The 16,195-nt window shown below is 55.8% G+C and carries 17 protein-coding genes; 9 read left to right on the top strand and 8 right to left on the bottom strand.

What is annotated here, in order from left to right:
- Positions 1-63 precede the first annotated feature (63 nt).
- The 3 genes from D7M11_RS27130 to D7M11_RS27120 form a co-directional block, all read right to left on the bottom strand.
- A complete protein-coding gene (locus D7M11_RS27130; RefSeq protein ID WP_193556298.1) occupies positions 64-420 on the bottom strand; it encodes a hypothetical protein in 357 nt (118 codons plus the stop codon).
- Between the two features lie 388 nt (positions 421-808).
- The gene (locus tag D7M11_RS27125; RefSeq protein ID WP_120750401.1) at positions 809-2,026 is read right to left on the bottom strand and encodes a CapA family protein; all 1,218 of its coding nucleotides are present in this window, start codon (positions 2,024-2,026) and stop codon (positions 809-811) included.
- Between the two features lie 323 nt (positions 2,027-2,349).
- Entirely contained in the window at positions 2,350-3,018 is a 669-nt protein-coding gene (locus D7M11_RS27120) for a 3'-5' exonuclease (RefSeq protein ID WP_120750400.1), read from the bottom strand.
- 296 nt (positions 3,019-3,314) lie between these two features.
- Here D7M11_RS27120 and D7M11_RS27115 point away from each other — a divergent pair, with 296 nt between their 5' ends.
- On the top strand, positions 3,315-4,241 hold the full coding sequence (locus tag D7M11_RS27115) for an ADP-ribosylglycohydrolase family protein (protein WP_120750399.1): 927 nt from the start codon (positions 3,315-3,317) through the stop codon (positions 4,239-4,241).
- A complete protein-coding gene (locus D7M11_RS27110) occupies positions 4,238-4,675 on the top strand; it encodes a YkvA family protein (RefSeq protein WP_240041319.1) in 438 nt (145 codons plus the stop codon). The genes D7M11_RS27115 and D7M11_RS27110 overlap by 4 nt, the downstream gene beginning before the upstream one ends.
- 167 nt (positions 4,676-4,842) lie before the next feature.
- On the opposite strand, the gene D7M11_RS27105 is transcribed toward D7M11_RS27110, so the two are convergent.
- Together D7M11_RS27105 and D7M11_RS27100 are read right to left on the bottom strand one after the other, a co-directional pair.
- Complete coding sequence (locus D7M11_RS27105; protein WP_120750398.1) at positions 4,843-5,607, bottom strand: Cof-type HAD-IIB family hydrolase; 765 nt, start codon at positions 5,605-5,607, stop codon at positions 4,843-4,845.
- Positions 5,597-6,406, bottom strand: a complete 810-nt coding sequence (locus D7M11_RS27100; protein ID WP_120750397.1) for an endonuclease/exonuclease/phosphatase family protein — start codon at positions 6,404-6,406, stop codon at positions 5,597-5,599. Before D7M11_RS27100 ends, D7M11_RS27105 begins: the two co-directional genes overlap by 11 nt.
- Before the next feature lie 209 nt (positions 6,407-6,615).
- On the opposite strand from D7M11_RS27100, the gene D7M11_RS27095 reads away from it, so the two are divergent.
- Both D7M11_RS27095 and D7M11_RS27090 read left to right on the top strand, forming a co-directional pair.
- Entirely contained in the window at positions 6,616-7,962 is a 1,347-nt protein-coding gene (locus D7M11_RS27095) for an extracellular solute-binding protein (RefSeq protein ID WP_158606861.1), read from the top strand.
- Positions 7,963-8,158: 196 nt separating this feature from the next.
- Positions 8,159-9,208: an amidohydrolase family protein gene (locus D7M11_RS27090; protein ID WP_120750395.1), complete on the top strand. Its 1,050-nt coding sequence runs from the start codon at positions 8,159-8,161 to the stop codon at positions 9,206-9,208.
- A 25-nt stretch (positions 9,209-9,233) separates the two neighbouring features.
- On the opposite strand, the gene D7M11_RS27085 is transcribed toward D7M11_RS27090, so the two are convergent.
- On the bottom strand, positions 9,234-10,022 hold the full coding sequence (locus D7M11_RS27085; protein WP_120750394.1) for an AraC family transcriptional regulator: 789 nt from the start codon (positions 10,020-10,022) through the stop codon (positions 9,234-9,236).
- 153 nt (positions 10,023-10,175) lie between these two features.
- Here D7M11_RS27085 and D7M11_RS27080 point away from each other — a divergent pair, with 153 nt between their 5' ends.
- The 3 genes from D7M11_RS27080 to D7M11_RS27070 all read left to right on the top strand — a co-directional run bounded on the left by D7M11_RS27080 (position 10,176) and on the right by D7M11_RS27070 (position 12,486).
- Entirely contained in the window at positions 10,176-11,231 is a 1,056-nt protein-coding gene (locus D7M11_RS27080) for an amidohydrolase family protein (RefSeq protein ID WP_120750393.1), read from the top strand.
- 28 nt (positions 11,232-11,259) lie between these two features.
- Positions 11,260-11,619 (top strand): Rieske (2Fe-2S) protein, encoded by a 360-nt coding sequence (locus D7M11_RS27075; RefSeq protein WP_120750392.1) that lies wholly within the window; start codon positions 11,260-11,262, stop codon positions 11,617-11,619.
- Between the two features lie 204 nt (positions 11,620-11,823).
- On the top strand, positions 11,824-12,486 hold the full coding sequence (locus D7M11_RS27070; RefSeq protein ID WP_120750391.1) for a hypothetical protein: 663 nt from the start codon (positions 11,824-11,826) through the stop codon (positions 12,484-12,486).
- A gap of 148 nt (positions 12,487-12,634) precedes the next feature.
- Here D7M11_RS27070 and D7M11_RS27065 read toward each other — a convergent pair whose 3' ends face one another.
- Together D7M11_RS27065 and yhbH are read right to left on the bottom strand one after the other, a co-directional pair.
- Positions 12,635-14,068, bottom strand: coding sequence for a SpoVR family protein (locus tag D7M11_RS27065; protein ID WP_120750390.1), 1,434 nt, complete (start codon positions 14,066-14,068; stop codon positions 12,635-12,637).
- Positions 14,069-14,075: 7 nt separating this feature from the next.
- On the bottom strand, positions 14,076-15,221 hold the full coding sequence (gene yhbH / locus D7M11_RS27060) for a sporulation protein YhbH (RefSeq protein WP_120750389.1): 1,146 nt from the start codon (positions 15,219-15,221) through the stop codon (positions 14,076-14,078).
- Positions 15,222-15,615: 394 nt separating this feature from the next.
- Between yhbH and D7M11_RS27055 the strand changes: the two genes are divergently transcribed.
- A complete protein-coding gene (locus D7M11_RS27055; protein ID WP_120750388.1) occupies positions 15,616-15,933 on the top strand; it encodes a transposase in 318 nt (105 codons plus the stop codon).
- Between the two features lie 47 nt (positions 15,934-15,980).
- Positions 15,981-16,195 (top strand): IS3 family transposase (locus tag D7M11_RS38175; protein ID WP_420818443.1); only part of this gene is annotated, 215 nt, incomplete at its 3' end.

The raw sequence follows: 16,195 nt of genomic DNA, 5'->3' as shown, positions 1-16,195 counted from the left end.
CACCCGGATGCTGCAATCGGGAGAAACAGTCCCAACAGGCAGGGCCAACCGTCAACGGCCCTTTCAGTAGGAATACGGGTAGGTCGAGTACGGATATGGATAAGGATAGGAGGGGTACGGATACGGGAGGGGGATAGGGACGACGACCGGAAACGACGAGTATGGGTGGTAAGGATGATACCCTCCGTAATAACCGCCGTGGTGGCCGCCGTGGTAACCGCCATGATAGCCCCCGTGATAGCCGCCATGGCCTCCGTGAAAACCGCCTTGTCCCCCGTGGAAGCCGCCCTGGCCGCCATGAAAACCGCCTTGTCCTTCGTGAAAACCTCCGTGAGGCTGCGCTACAGGACGGTCATCCACGTAAGTGGGGTAGGCGGCTACCTCCGACGGATAGGATAATTGTTCTTCTGCGCCAGTCATGGTCCTCTTCCTTTCAAATCAGGGTCTGCGATATACTATGCAGTTGCCCAGGAAGAGGGCACTCGCCCTTGAGGCGGTTTTCTGCGTTGGCATACATTAGCGTACAGATGGCGCTGCCTAGGGTTAAAAATAGAAGTCTTTGCGGCATCTTAACGGGACTGGACCTGGGAATGTTTTTGTCATAGCAGTCTTTTGCGGCTTTTATTTTTGCGCGAATCGTTACCCGATTGAAATATACCGGATATAAGAGTCCCAAAAGCGCTTTATTTTGCCAAAACGATGATTTTTAAGATAAATAAGATGCGCTAAAGACCGCTGCTTACTTGCAAATGCAAATGTCCGGATGTCCCGGGATGTAGATTATGTCATCACCGTTTTGTGCGTGGTACTAGCCTTCGTCCATACGCAGCTCGGGCATCCACAGCTTCATATGGTCGGCGATTTCCCGGCGCACGTCGTCCGCATGGGGGAGCTGTTCGTTCTCTACGTCCCGCAGCGGCTCGATCTTGTATTTACGCCAGTCGACCATATGAATCCAGGTCGGGATGAAGCTGGGCTGCTTGATTTCGATGCGCGTACTGCCGCCCTTCACTGTCTTCACCACGTCCAGCCGGACGATGCCGCCGATTCGTTCGCGGGTGCCGTCCTGGGCGGCGATAAAGTTGCCGAGCGAATAGATGACGAACGTTTTCCCGCCTTCGCTCGTGTCGATCCACTCCGCCGGCTGCAGCACATGCGGATGATGGCCAATCACGATCGCCGCTCCGGCTTCGGCGGCAACGCGGGCGATCTCTTTTTGGCTGTCGCTGGGCATAAGCACGTACTCCTGCCCGAAATGGAGACTGACGACGACCACATCCGTTTGGCTGCGGGCTTTCGCGACGTCCTTCCGAATAGTATCGGCATCGATGAGGCTAACCAGATATGGCTTCTGTTCCGGCACGGGAATACCGTTTGTGCCGTACGTGTAGGACAGGAAGCCGAAGCGGATGCCGTTTTTCTCGATGGTGCGAAGCTGTCCGCGATCTTCCTCGGACACATAGGCGCCCGTGTACAACAGGCCTAGCTCCCGGTAATGGCGGATCGTATTTTCGACCGCCTGTTCGCCCCGGTCGAGCGTATGATTATTGGCCAAATTGACGACATCGAACCCGGCGTCCTTCAGCGCATCGCCAACCTCGTATGGACCATTAAACCGCGGGTAGTCGGATAGGCCTAGCTCCACGCCGCCGATCATGCTCTCCTGGTTCGCCAGCGCGATATCCGCTTCTTCGATATAACGCTTGACGGGTCCAAACATGGGACGGAAATCGTACCCTGCCGCCGTATGCGCGTCTTTATAGATCGAGCTGTGGATGAGCACGTCTCCGACTGCGGCCAGACTGGCCTTATACACATGTTCCTGCTCGTCGGGAGCGGGTGCGCCAGGCTTCGTGTCGTTCTCTGACGTTTGTTCGGGAACGGGCAAGCCGGGAGAAGGCGGAGTCTGCGTTTGCGGCGGCGAAGAAGGCTCCGCCGTCCCTGGCTGCTTGCAGCCCGCAACGGTAACAAGCAAAAGAAGGACCAGTATACACGTGAGTATGCTGGGTCCGGAGTTGTTTTTCATGGATGATCCCTCCCCGTTGTTCCTGCGAATGGAAGTAAAACGGTTATTTCCCATTTTACTACACTTGCAGTCCGTTTGCCGGAAAGGTGCGAAAATTCCTGTAGAAAATCGTTCCTTGGAGCTGCTTGCGATTTTTTGCGGAAGGCGAGTCGTTTCAGTAGGGGATAAGGCAACTTCTGGACGGTCTTCTTGATGGCGAAGCTTGGGCCGAAGGCAGCAGCCGGGGGACATGCGCTTGCAGCGCCGGTTGTGGGCGGAGGATCAGATCACATTATGAAGCAAGGTCCGGACAGGCACCGTGACCGGGCGGCTCCGGTTCGGCTTTACGCGTCTCCGGAATCGCGGTTCATGAGCATCGCAAGCTTCTGAAACGGCGAATACGATTCGTCTCCTGTCGAGTAGACGACCTCGGTTCTATAAGCGGCGTCGTCCTCAGCCGTATTTTGCTGCAGCGTAAATTGCCGAAAATTGTGAATAAACAGCGCAGCCGTGTTGAGCGCATCGTCCAGCGCCCGGTGCTGGCTGCCTTCGAACGAAAGCTCCGTAAGCTCCAGCGCGTGCTTAAGGCCGATTTGCCGGAACGTTTCCGTTGCATTTTGCCGTGAGAATTGCTGCTGCAGGTCGTTGTGATTGCGGATCCAGTCGGTGCGGAAGCCGGAATCGCGGCAGTGGCGAAGCAGTTGATATTTGTCGTCCGGTCCCCACGAGCACAAGTAATATTCGTCTTCGCCGATCCAGGAGACCAACTGCTCGGCCGCATCGCGGAAATCGGGAGCGCCGCTAATGTCTTCAGGCCGGATGCCGGTAAATTCGGTCGTTTCCTTCGATAATCCCGACTTGCCGCCCGGGCGGACGCAGGTTTGAAAACGGTCCGTAATCCGAACGCCGTCTTCGTCTTCGGACGCTTTGACGGCGCCGATCTCGATAATCCGCGCCGACTGCCGATTACTGCGGGTGACCGTAAATTCCAGATCGTAAATGATATATTGCATAGTCGGATCTCTCCCATAAGAAATGATGATGTCTAGTAGCGGCTCAGCCATTTTACATCGAACCTGGACTTGAGACAAGCATTTGTCCGAATGCATGCCGTACTTTCGCCGGGAATAACGGTCCGTCTGAGGAAGGATGAGCAATACGGCCAAATTTGCTACAATGGAGACTAAGGCAAGCATCGAACCATGTGCCGGGCAGGCTTGACGCCGTACCTGTTTATGCAACGATTTTCCCAATCGCCATTTCAAACATATACGGTTTTGCCCGAATGCGCAAGAAGGAGGAGACCGGAATGCAGAAACTTCAGCGGTATCGGGGAGCGCTGATGGGACTCGCTGCTGGCGATGCCGTCGGCACGACGCTGGAATTTACGAAGCCGGGAACGTTTCGGCCGGTAGACGACATGACGGGCGGAGGGCCGTTCGGGCTAAATCCCGGAGAGTGGACGGACGACACCTCGATGGCTCTATGCCTTGCGGAAAGCCTAATCGCGCGCGGCGGCTTCGATCCGCTCGATCAGATGGAGCGTTACCGGCGCTGGTATCGGGACGGTTATTTGAGCTGCAAAGGCTACTGCTTCGATATCGGCAATGCGACAGCCGAAGCGATCGGCCGATTCGAGCGTACCGGCAACCCGTACAGCGGCTCCGCCGATCCTTCCAAGGCCGGGAACGGCTCGATCATGCGGCTTGCGCCAGTGCCGCTATTTTATGCGGAAGCTGCCGCGGAGGCCGTCCGTTATGCGGCGGAAAGCTCCAGGACGACTCATGCGGCGCAGGAATGCGTCGATGCGTGCAAATATTTCGCCGCCTTGCTGGTAGGAGCCGTGCAGGGCGCTTCCAAGGAGCAACTGCTCGGACCCGACCTGCTTCTGCCGGACGAGCCTTTGGCGGAACGGATTCAAACGATCCGCGGCGGTTCGTTTGGACGGAGACAGCCCCCCGACATTCGCGGAACCGGATATGTCGTGCAATCGCTGGAAGCGGCGCTGTGGGCTTTCTATAACAGCGACAGCTACAAGGAAGGACTGCTGCTCGCCGTCAATTTGGGCGAAGATGCGGACACGACGGGGGCCGTATACGGGCAGCTCGCCGGCGCCTATTATGGCATGGACGGTATCCCGGCCGACTGGCGCGAAAAGATTGCAATGAAGGATACGATTGTGGGATTGGCGGACCGGCTTTTAGACGCAAGTAACGAGAGGAGCAACCTGCGATGATGAATAAAGAAGATTTTTACCAAAACTTTCGCGAGAAGATGAGAAAGTGGCTTGCAACGGATGAGGGCAAGACGAACAAGTTCGGCGAATATTTGATGTTCGCCCCGGATTTGTTTCACTTGCTGTGCAAATTGTCGCTGGACGATGCGGTGCCGGTCAAGGAAAAGGCGAAGCTTGCCGGCGCGATCGCCTATTTCGTATCGCCGATCGACCTGCTGCCGGAGGCGCTGACCGGTCCGCTCGGGTATGTTGACGACATTGCGGTTGCGGCGTTCGTGCTGAACGGTCTCGTGAATAATACGGACAAGTCGATCGTCGAGAAGCATTGGGCCGGCGACGGAGACGTGCTTCAAGTCATTCAGAGCATCATCAAAGGCGCCGACGACATGCTCGGCAGCGGCTTGTGGGCGAAGCTTAGGAAAAAGTTTCAATGATGAACGGGCAAAGGTGAATAACGGCAAGACGCCACCGGCAGTGAAACGATTGCCGGTATTCGGCGTGTCATGGCTCGAGAAGGCTTGTCTTCCTGCGGCGAAAGGAACTGTGGAAGATGGAGCGAAAACCGCGCCGCAGAAAGCGCGGTCCGCTTTCGCCTTCGGTGCTAGCTCAGCAAATAACGGCGGATGATATCGGCTACCCCGTCCTCGGCATTCGTCGGGGCGACGGCGTCCGCAGCCAGCTTGACCGGCTCCTGCGCATTGCCCATCGCCACGCCGAAGCCTGCGGCGCGAATCATCGGGATGTCGTTCAGGCTGTCGCCTGCGGCGATCGTCTCGGACAGGTCGACGCCGAGCAGCCCGCATACTTCCCGCAGCCCGCTCGCCTTGCTGATGCCGAGCCGGTTGAACTCCATATTGGACGGATGCGAATTGCTGATTTCAAGCGAATTCCACGACTCGACTTCGCGCCGGATTTCCGGCAGATGGTCCGGATTGTCCGGCCGGATGGCGAATTGCAGCCATTCAAGCGCGTCAATCGACTCCTGCAATTGGGAGGACGGTGCGAGGCTCAAGCTCTCGTTATCCACTTTACCGCTGACCGTATGGGCCCAGTAGCGGAGCTGTCCGCCGTAAGGCCTGATGGCGCCAAACAGGCGGGCGACGAGCCCGGAGTCCAGACAATGCCGCGAATGCAGCAGGGAAGGCGTCCGCCACACCTCGCTGCCGTTATTGATGATAAGCGGCGAATCCAGGCCAAGCTCCTCGGCATAGGGCAGCACGCTCCGGACCGGGCGGCCTGTCGCCAGGATGACATGTTTGCCGGCGCGGCGCGCTTCCGCGATCCATTTGCGGTTTTCGTCCGAAACGATCCCGCCGTGCCTGAGCAGCGTTCCGTCCATATCGAGTGCAATTAGCTTATAGCTCATGTGTGGCCCCAACCTTCCGGCGGATCGTCGAAACGACCGGATAATGATCTGAAGGATAACCCCCATCGAAGCGATCCCGAATAATCTCCGTCGATTCGATGGCAAGCCCCTCGCTTGCGAATATGTAGTCGATCGGGCTTCCTTCTTCACCACCCTTGTACCCGTGGAACGTCTTGCTCCGCCGCTGCTCCTCCTCGGACCAGCTGTCGAAGCAGCCGCTCATCGGCGCGAATCCGGCCATTACCCGGAACAGCTCGTTTTCCGGCCCCGCGTTAAAGTCGCCGGTCAAAATCGCGGGCAGCGCCTCCGTCTGCCGCTCCATCTCTGTCAGAACGAGCCGCAGCCCTTCCTTGCGGGCCAAGTCGCCGCGATGATCGAGATGGGTGTTATAGAAGCGGAGCATGGGCGTGCCATCGTGCCGGCCGGCCAGCTCGACCCACGAGCAGATCCTCTCGCAAGCGGCGTCCCAGCCGAAGCTGCCGATGACGTCAGGCGTTTCGGACAGCATGAACGAAGACTTATGGACGATCGAGAACGTCTCTTTTTTAACTAGTATGGCACAGTGCTCCCCCGAATCGTTCGATTGCTTACGGTTTACCGCGTACAAGTCGTAACGGTCCCGGAAACGGTCGGCGAGCCAGCCCAGCATCGGTATCGTCACTTCCTGCGCTCCTATCAGATCCGGCTTTTGCTCCTCGATCACCGCAGTGGCCCAGAACTTTCGCTGCTCCCAGGAATACGGGTCTTGAGCCGCGTTGATGCGCAAATTAAACGTCATCACTTTGAAACTTTGCTCCACGTTTGTTCCTCCTTCATGAAAGCCTTACTTCCTATCATACGCCTTGCGGCCGTTCGTTGATAGAGTCTTTTCCGATTCGGAGCACTTGCGTCAGGGGGATTGTAGAATACTCCCAATAAGTGTGGAATCGTTAATGTTGATTTGAAAACCCTTACATTATAATCAGTGTTGAATCCAAACATCATAGGCGAAGGGGGATGGAATTCGGAATGAAAACGAGACGATCCCACAAGGCGGGCTTGCTGCTGCTGTCGGCGTTCGCGGCGATCGGCGCGGCCGGATGCGGCGGACAGCCCGAGGTCCAGGGCAAAACGGGGGGAGAGGACGGGAAGGCGGCGGAAAAAGCGTTCGACTATAATCAGACGGCTACGCTTACGATGTACAATCCTACCGTTTCGCCCGACTATTACAAAGACTACATTTTGCCGCACATCAAAAAGAAGTTTCCGAACGTTACGATCGAGCATATTAACCCGAGCGACCCCGGCAACGGCATCGACAACCTGATCTCCGCCAAAAAACTGCCCGACATTTACTTGATGGCGACGAACGGGATTCCGAACCTGATGGAAAAAGGGCTGCTGGCAAACATCGAGCCGATCGCCAAAACGAACAAAATCGATCTGACCGTCTTCGAGGAGCCGATGCTCCAGTCGATCCGCGGCATCTCCGACAAAGGCGAGCTGCTCGGGCTTCCGTGGACGTACGGCTCTACGGCTTTGTTTTACAACAAGGACATTTTCGACCGTTACGGGGTTGCTTATCCGAAAAGCGGCATGACGTGGGATAGCCCCGAGCTGCGGGACATGATCGTCAAGCTGAACCGGCCGCAGGACGGCGTTAAAGGCATCATGTTTAATCTCGGCAATATGCTCGGGCAAAATCAGTTGTCGCTGCCGTTCGTCGATCCGAAGACGGAGAAAGCGCTTGTGCAGGCGGAAGGGTTCAAGCGCATCATCGATACGTTCGCCTCGCTGTATAAGCTCGGAGGATCGGTCGACCCGGCCGACTTCGATTCGAGCGGGCAGAAGGCGTTTATCACGAAGCGCAATGTAGCGCTGTGGGCGGGCAATGCCGTCTACCCGATGCTGATCGATCTGGAGAAGAAAGGGAACGGATTTAACTGGGATATCGTGTCCCTTCCTACGTTTAAGGAAGCCTCGGGAGTCGGGACGCAATATTTCGGCGCAGTCTGGTCCGTTTCGGCCGCGAACGGCAAGCAAGAGCTTGCCACGCAAATCATCGCGCTGCTCACTTCGGCGGAGGTGCAGATCGAAGGCGGGGGGCTCATTCGGTTTCCGACGCTGAAGGACCCGGTCGTCAAAGATTCGCTCGGCAAAGGCGAAAGCTTCCTGCAAGCGAAAAATATGAAGGCGCTGCAGTTGAACAAAATCCCGGCGGCGACGACGCCGACCAAATACGACGGCACGGCTGCCGGCATTGTGGTCGGCAAGGCAGTCGAGGTCATTCGCGACCAGAAGGACAGCAATACCGCGCTGCGGGAAGCGGCGGAGGAGATCGACAAAAAAATCGCCGACATTCGCGGCGCGAAGTAAACTGGCGAAACTTGCAGCCCCTCGGGCATCGTTCAGGACGAAGCCCGAGGGGTTTCGTGCTGTCCGGAGCGAGAGCGGAGACTTCGGCGCAAAATGTTGAATCATCCAAAAAACAGTTGATTTCTTTATCGAGCTGCGGAGCGTTCGGTTCTATACTTGACGTAAACATGTACGATATTACGGAAGGGATGGCGTCATGAAAACTGCGACTCAAGTGATCGACTGCGATATTCATCATGCTTTTAAGGATCATAGGCAGTACGGGGCTTATTTGAGAAGGCACTGGAAGGGACCGATACCCGGCGGCGGAGCCGGCGTGTATGCCTCCCCGATCGGGGTGCACCGCAAGGATGCATATTCGGATGCGGGGGAAAGCGCGGCGGCCGACCCGAAGCTGCTGACCGAGTTTTTGATGGAGCCTTACGATATGGCGTACGGGATACTTACGGGCAGCTCCTACGACATTTCCGTTCATCCGAATGCTGACTTCGCCGCCGCTGTAGCCGCCGCCTACAACGATCATCTGCTGGAGGAATGGCTGCCGTACAATCCGCGGTTCAAAGGCTCGATGACCGTCGCGGTGCAGGACCCGCAGCTCGCCGTCCGCGAGATCGACCGGATCGCCCCGCATCCGGACATCGTGCAGCTTGTGCTGGCGAGCGCGGCCCGGCTCCCATACGGCCATCGGTATTATCATCCGATCTACGAAGCCGCCGAGCGTCACGGGCTGCCTGTCGCCATCCATCCGGGCTCGGAGGGCAGCGGCATCTCCGGCGCGCCGACGGCGGCCGGTTACGTCAGCAATTATATGCAGTGGCATACGTCGCTGTCGCAAAATTTTATGGCCCATCTCGTCAGTCTCGTCTGCGAAGGCGTGTTCGAGAGATTCCCGAAGTTAAAGTTCGTGCTCGTTGAAGGCGGGGTCGCGTGGCTGCCCCATCTCATGTGGAGGATGGACAAAAATTACAAGGCGCTGCGGTCCACAACCCCATGGCTGAAAAAAATGCCGAGCCGGTACATCCGCGAGCACTGCTACTTGACGACCCAGCCGATCGAGGAGCCGGATAACGCGAAGCATTTGCAGCAAATTTTCGATATGATCGACGCGGAAAATATTTTGCTGTTTTCCAGCGACTTTCCGCACTGGGATTTCGACGATCCGTTTATGATCCTGAAGGGCATATCCGGCGAGATGAAGGAGAAAATCATGTACCGGAACGCAAAGGAGCTGTACAGCCTGAGCTGACCAAGTGGAAGAGAAAGAGAGCCCGCTATTTGTAGGCTCTCTTTTCCTTTTGCAGGCTGGAAGGCGGATGTCCCATAATGCGCTTGTACACGCGATTGAAATACGACTGGTCGCAGAAGCCCATCATGTCGGCGACCTGGCCGATCGTCAGATGCGTATTCAGCAGCAGATCGCGGGCGGAAGCGACGCGTACCTGGTGCAAATAGCCGATCGGCGTCTGCCCGGTCACCTCGCGGAATATTTTCGTCACATAGTTCGGCGTGCGGTCGACCAGCTCGGCCAGCAGCTCGATCCGGATCGGCTCCCGGTAATGCGACAGGATGTACGTCTGAATGTCGGTTACGAGCGAGATTTTCTTCGCGGGAACGTGGGCGTTCTCCGATTCCCGCTCGGCGATGCCAAGCATCTCGAGCAGGATGCCCCAGCATATCGTCTGGTAATGCGGCAGCTTGCCGATCCACATCTGCACGAGCAGTCCGAAGCGCTGTTTCACGTAATCGGAATTGCGGCAATGGATGAGCCGGTGCTCCCGGTTGCCCAGCAGGGGAATCGCGGCTGCCGTCTCCGGTGCCGCTGTGCGAAAGCCGACGGCATATTTTTTGTGGCCTTGCACGCGATCGCCAAGACCGTACCGCAGGCTGCCTTCCGGAATGTACAAAAAATCTCCCTTCGTCAAAGCAATCCGCTGCCCGTTAATGCCATAGAAGAGACTGCCGCTTTCGACGAACAGGAAAATATCGCACTCCGTAACCGATTCCGGCTTGCGCCAGCTCGAATCGACTTCTTCGGCCAGCACGAAAACGAGTTCAAACATGCGCCCTCACCTCACCTTATTATTATGCGGTCCGGGTGTGAACTCCTTCATGCGCTGTTGAATCGTCCAAAAAACAGTTGATTTATTTATCGCGGGCAGCGGGCTTCGTTTGGTACCGTTAAAGCAAACCTAACGGAGAGGATACGATGGTCCATGAATGCAACCGTCCCCATTATCGATAGCGACGTTCGCCATGCGCTCAAGAACCCGAACGAACTGCTGCCTTTTTTGAAAGAACCGTGGAAGCATCAGGTGAAGCAATTCGGCTTTCGTTCCCCGCGTACGTACGGGCCGCCGCAGCTTGCCCATATCGATCGCGCCTATACGCCCAAGGACGAGGGGGCGGCAGCCGATCCGGAGCGGCTGCATACGTTCTTTCTGGAGGCGTACGGCATCGGGCATGCGGTGCTGACCGGCGCCATGTACGGGATATCCGTTCATTCCGATCCGGATTACTCGGCCGCTTTGGCGGCGGCGTACAACGATCATCTGCTCGAGCGCTGGCTGCCGAGAAGCGAGAAATACAAGGGAGCGATGACTGTTGCCACACAGGATCCGCAGCTCGCCGCGATGGAAATCGACCGGGTCGGCGCGCATCCGGACATCGTGCAGATCAGCATCGGCAGCGGCTCGCAGGCTCCCTACGGTCAGCGGTACTATGCCCCGATCTTCGAAGCGGCGTCGCGTCGCGGCTTGCCGGTCGCGATTCACGCCGGAACGGAGGGAGGAGGCATTGCGGGTCCGCCTACGGCCGCCGGTTACGTCAGCGATTATTTGCAATTTCATACCGCCTCTTCGCACAGCCTTATGGCCCATGCGATCAGCTTGATCGGCGAGGGCGTCTTCGAGCGTTATCCGACTCTGAAGATCGTCCTCGCGGGCGGCGGCGTTTCATGGCTGCCCCATCTGATGTGGCGGATGGACCGCAGTTATAGGGAACTGAAGGCGCTAGTGCCGACGCTGAAGCGAAAGCCGAGCGAGTATATGCGCGATCATCTGTATGTAACGACGCAGCCGATCGACGAATCGGATAGTCCGGAGCCTATGCGGCAACTGCTCGAAATGACCGATGCGGAGAATATGCTGCTGTTCGCAAGCGGTTATCCGGGCTGGGATTTCGACGATCCGGCGCGGATTTTGCCGGGGCTGAGCGGCGAAGCGCGGAATCGCGTGTTGTACGGGAACGCGAAGCGGCTGTTCCGTCTGTAACGGGCAGAGGAAAGGAGGGGGACAACAAGTGGCTGTATACGATGCGGGAGACGCTTCGGATATTCCGGAAGGAACTTTCAAAATCGCCGAAATCGCCGGAAGGTCGATCGGCATCTACAACGTCAAGGGCGAATTTAATGCGATCCACAACTACTGCCCCCATCAGGGCGCGAAGCTGTGCAAAGGGCCGGTATGCGGCACGACGCTCGCTTCGAATGTGTACGAATACATTTACGGCCGGGAGCAGGAAATTGTGCGTTGTCCCTGGCATGGCTGGGAATTCGATCTGAAGACGGGCAAGTCGCTGTTCGACGAAAAGGTGCGTACGCGTTGCTATCCGGTACAGGTAAGCGGCGGCCGTATAGGCATCGTGATCGGCAGCGGTTAAAAACGAGATCAGCCTGACGCTCCATGGCGTCAGGCTGATTTTCTTTTATAGTTTTATAACTTCAAACATTCTTATATTGCAAGAAAAGCCGCAGCGGAGAAGATGACCGGGTGAGGAGAGGAAAAGAACTATGTATTTGAGGTAAATATTGGTATAATAGAGCTTGATCGGCAAAATCCAACATAAAGTAATAGGGGTTCTCGCATGGGCGTTGTTGCTTTTTTGGTATTCTCGGCGTCGGAGTGGGTTGCGCTAATCGGACTGATGTTCGCCATGTTTCATTTCCCCTTAAGCGGCTACCGGGGACAAATATTGCTCTGCTCGTTTTTGCTGTCCTTGCTGTCTTACCTGCTGTTCGACGTGTGGGAACTCATGATGCTTGCTCCGATGGTACAGCTCCCGATCGTCATTTTGTGCGTGTGGCAAATATTCCGGGTCCATGTTTTCTACGCTTCGGTCATGACGACATTCGGCTATATGGGCTACGGTTTTGTGCAAAGCCTGTACATGCTGGTTTTTCATTTCATTGGTTTCTCGTTTGTCGAGATGCAAACGACCTACGCCGCCTACGTGATCCAACTGCTATCGATCGTTTCATCCTTGCTAATCGCGTATTTGATTTACAAAAAACGTCTCGGTTTTTCGTTTATTCCGGATTCGGTGAAAGTCAAAGTGAGAATGAAAGGGGAGAATTTGTGGCTTTTGTTTTTATGTGTACTCGGACATATCAATGTAGCCATGTTTAATTACCTTGCATCGAAAGGAATCTATTCGTTCCTGATCATTTCCGTCATACTTAGCGCTTTGCTGTACTCTGCATGGAAGCGGGAGGAGTCTCTTGCGCTGAATTACTCGCACAGGGAATAAGGGCAACGGACTCCGGCGCAAAGTCAACCGGATGTTCTCGCGAAGCGCGAAAAGCAGGGTGCCGCGGCACCCTGCTTTGTAAGTTTCGGGGTCCCCGCAAAGTAATTGGAGTACGCATCGAAGCCTAGGCTCCACTTTGTGGGGGTATTTACATAAACTTGCGATGCTGCTTTTTCCCGTCGTACGTAAACAAAACGCTTTTATCCTCGACGATCGTCTCCAGATGCACCGTCCGGCCCCACAGCTTATGGACATAGGGAAGCGTCTTCTCCAAATATTTGATGTCCAGCTCGATGCCTTCGTACGCATGCTTGATATACATCTCGCCGCTGTTCGTATGGTTGCCGTCCATCACGTGCAGCACCGGGAAGCCGCCGTTGATGCGGGAATAGACGAGCTGATCGCGCACGGACTCCCAGGCTTTCTCGGTAATTTTCCACTCCGGCCCTTTTTTCTCGAAAATGTACAGGTCGAGGTCTTCGACGAGATCTTTCGTTAAATAGTTGCGGATGAACGAGGTGTCGGAGTCGAACTCGCGCACTTCAAAAATTTTGTCCCTCCCGCGTCCCGGCTGGCGTCCGAACCGCTTCCGGTCTTCCTCGGAAGGATCGTCCCAGCGTTTCTCGATATCCTCGAAAATTTTCAGTCCCAAATAATACGGGTTCAGGCTATGGCGCGACGGCTGCACGACGCCGCTGTTCAGCTTGGCGTATTCGATCGTTTCCTCGCTCGTCAGATCGAGTTCTCTCACGATGCGCTGATGCCAGTACGACGCCCAGCCCTCGTTCATGATTTTCGTTTCCATCTGCGGCCAGAAGTACAGCATTTCGTCGCGCAGCATCGTCACGATGTCGCGCTGCCACGGCTCCAGAATGGGGGAATGCTCCTCGAGGAAATAGAGCAGATCTTTTTCCGGCCGTGCGGGGAATTTTTTCGAAGCAATCTCGGGTTCGGCTTTTTTGCCGTCCGCATCGAGTTCCCACAAATCTTCGTAACCGGAACGGCTTTTGCTCGGGCTCATTTTCTTTTCGCGTTCCTTCGCCTCGGCGGCCTGCCGCTCCTTGTCGCCGTAATACGGTTTGACCAGAGCAGGGTCGACGTGCTCCTGGATGGCCAGCACCGCATCAAGGAACGTTTCGACCGCTTCCGTCCCGTGAAGCAGCTCGTACTCGCGGACCCGCTCGGCCGTGGCCGACATGCTCTCGACCATGTTGCGGTTCGTTTTGGAGAAACGGGCGTTGTTTTTGAAGAAGTCGCAGTGGGCCAGCACATGCGCCACGATCAGCTTGTTCTGGATGAGCGAGTTGCCGTCCAGCAGGAAGGCGTAGCACGGGTTCGAGTTGATGACGAGCTCGTAAATTTTGCTCAGCCCGAAATCGTACTGCATTTTCATCCGGTGAAACGTTTTGCCGAAGCTCCAGTGGCTGAACCTTGTCGGCATGCCGTACGCGCCGAACGTGTAGATGATGTCCGCCGGGCATATTTCGTACCGCATCGGGTAATAGTCGAGCCCGAACCCTTGGGCGATTTCGGATATTTCGTCGATCGCTCTTTCCAACTGCTTGATTTCGTCCGGATGCATGGCCGTTTCAGCCCTCCTTCGCTTTCGAGAAAAACGTCCGCAGCGCTTTGTACACTTCGCCCTTCTCGCGGATGACGCAGTGCTGGAAGCGGGGGTACTGGATATGGCGGTACGCCGACATCAGCGTGCTGCTCCGGTTATATTGGTTCACTTCGCCGTAGCCGAACATGTTGCACCGCTCAAGCAGCTTCTCGATCAGCTTGACGCATCGCTCGTTGTCGCTCGTCAAATTGTCGCCGTCGGAAAAATGGAACGGATAAATGTTGTAGTGCGACGAGGGGTAACGGCGGTCGATAATGTCCAGCGCTTTCTGGTAAGCCGACGAGCAGATGGTGCCTCCGCTCTCGCCCTTCGTGAAAAATTCCTCTTCGGTAACTTCCTTCGCCTCCGTATGGTGGGCGATGAAGACGATCTCGACCTTCTCGTATTTCGTCCGCAAAAAACGGGTCATCCAGAAAAAGAAGCTGCGGGCGATAAACTTTTCGAAGCTGCCCATCGAGCCCGACGTGTCCATCATCGCGAGAATGAGGGCGTTCGAGTGGGGGACGACGACTTCCTCCCACGTTTTGAAGCGCAGATCGTCCGGGGAGATGTGATGGATGCCGGGGGCTCCGGCATTCGCGTTGCGGCGCAGATTTTCAAGAATGGTGCGCTTTTTATCGATATTGGACATGATCCCCTTCTTGCGGATGTCGTTGAACTGGATGTCCTGCACTTCCAGATTGTCCTTCTGCTTCTGTTCCATGTAAGGCAGCTCGAGCTCCTCGAACAGCATCGATTGCAGCTCTTCCATGCTGACCTCGGCTTCAAAGTAGTCCTCGCCGGGCTGATCGCCCGCTCCCTCGCCTTTGCCGGGATTCGCCGCGGACGGATCGACGCCGAGCACGTCGCCAACCTGGCTGTCGCCGTCACCCTGGCCGACATGCTTGCTTTTATTATGATTGAAGCGGAAGCGGTATTCGTCCAGGCTGCGGATCGGAACTTTGATAATTTGCTTGTTGTGGGACGTCACGATATTTTCTTCGGTGACGAGGTCGGGCAAATTTTGCTTAATCGCTTCGCGCACTTTTTGCTGATGGCGGGTTTGGTCCTGGTAGCCTTTGCGATGGAGCGACCAGTCTTCCCTGGATACGACAAACAGCGGCTTAGTCATGATGCGGCACCTCCTGCATAGGATGTTTCGGCCTTGATTCGGTTCGGTTCCGCGCTTTCTGGCGCACCTGAATGACGAATGTAACGGTCTATGGAAAAGATAGCTTGTTATCAATATATTCAGGGAGACGGGGGATATGTGAACGGGACAAGCGCAGATTTTTGAGCGGGAAGGAAAGTTAAAGTTCGGTAAAGCGTTAAAGCGAAACGAAATGAGGCTTTTTTATCCTGTCAGGGTCGGAGCTGACGGGGGCGGGAAAGCGGAAGTGAAAGTTCCGCAATTAGCTGGCGGAACGGTGGCGATCGAGCGATAACGGAAGTGAATGCTGTTAGAGTAAATAGTGGACACCAGCTTAAGAAAAGCCTAATAATAAGCTTATCGAGGAGGTGTTCACATGAGTGAACAACGGCAGCACTACAATGAAGAATTTAAACAGCGGACGGTGAAGTACATCCAAGAACAGACGAAGTCGCTCGGGGACATCGCTCTTGAACTGAACATCCCGACCAGCACGCTACACAAATGGCTGGCGAAGTATCGGCAGTTCGAGAACGAGCCTGTGGCCAGCGCCCAGCGCATGCGTGAATTGGAACAACTTCTCCAGCAGCGAGAACGCGAACTGAAAGCTAAAGATCGCCAGCTTGCCGAAATGGAAGAGGAATTGACAATCGTAAAAAAAGCCATGCACATCTTCAGCAAACCCCGGAATTGAAGTTCTCGTTCATCGAGAGCCATCGCTCCGAATTCCGTGTGGAGAAGATGTGCAAAGTGTTAGGCGTGTCCCGGAGCGGTTTTTACAAATGGGTACAGGCAGAACCCAGTCGGCAGGAGCTTCTCAAGACCCAAGTCATGGAGCGCATCTCCTTTCACTTCCAGGATACCAAAGGGCGGTACGGCAGCCCGAAAATCACGCATTTGCTGCATCAGGAAGGCTTTCGTACCACGGTACGCACGGTGAGCTCCTATATGCAGGA

Source organism: Paenibacillus ginsengarvi (assembly GCF_003626695.1).
Lineage (GTDB): Bacteria > Bacillota > Bacilli > Paenibacillales > NBRC-103111 > Paenibacillus_AB > Paenibacillus_AB ginsengarvi.
Note: the sequence above shows the minus strand (reverse complement) of the source record. Positions and strands in the feature narration are given on the sequence as shown.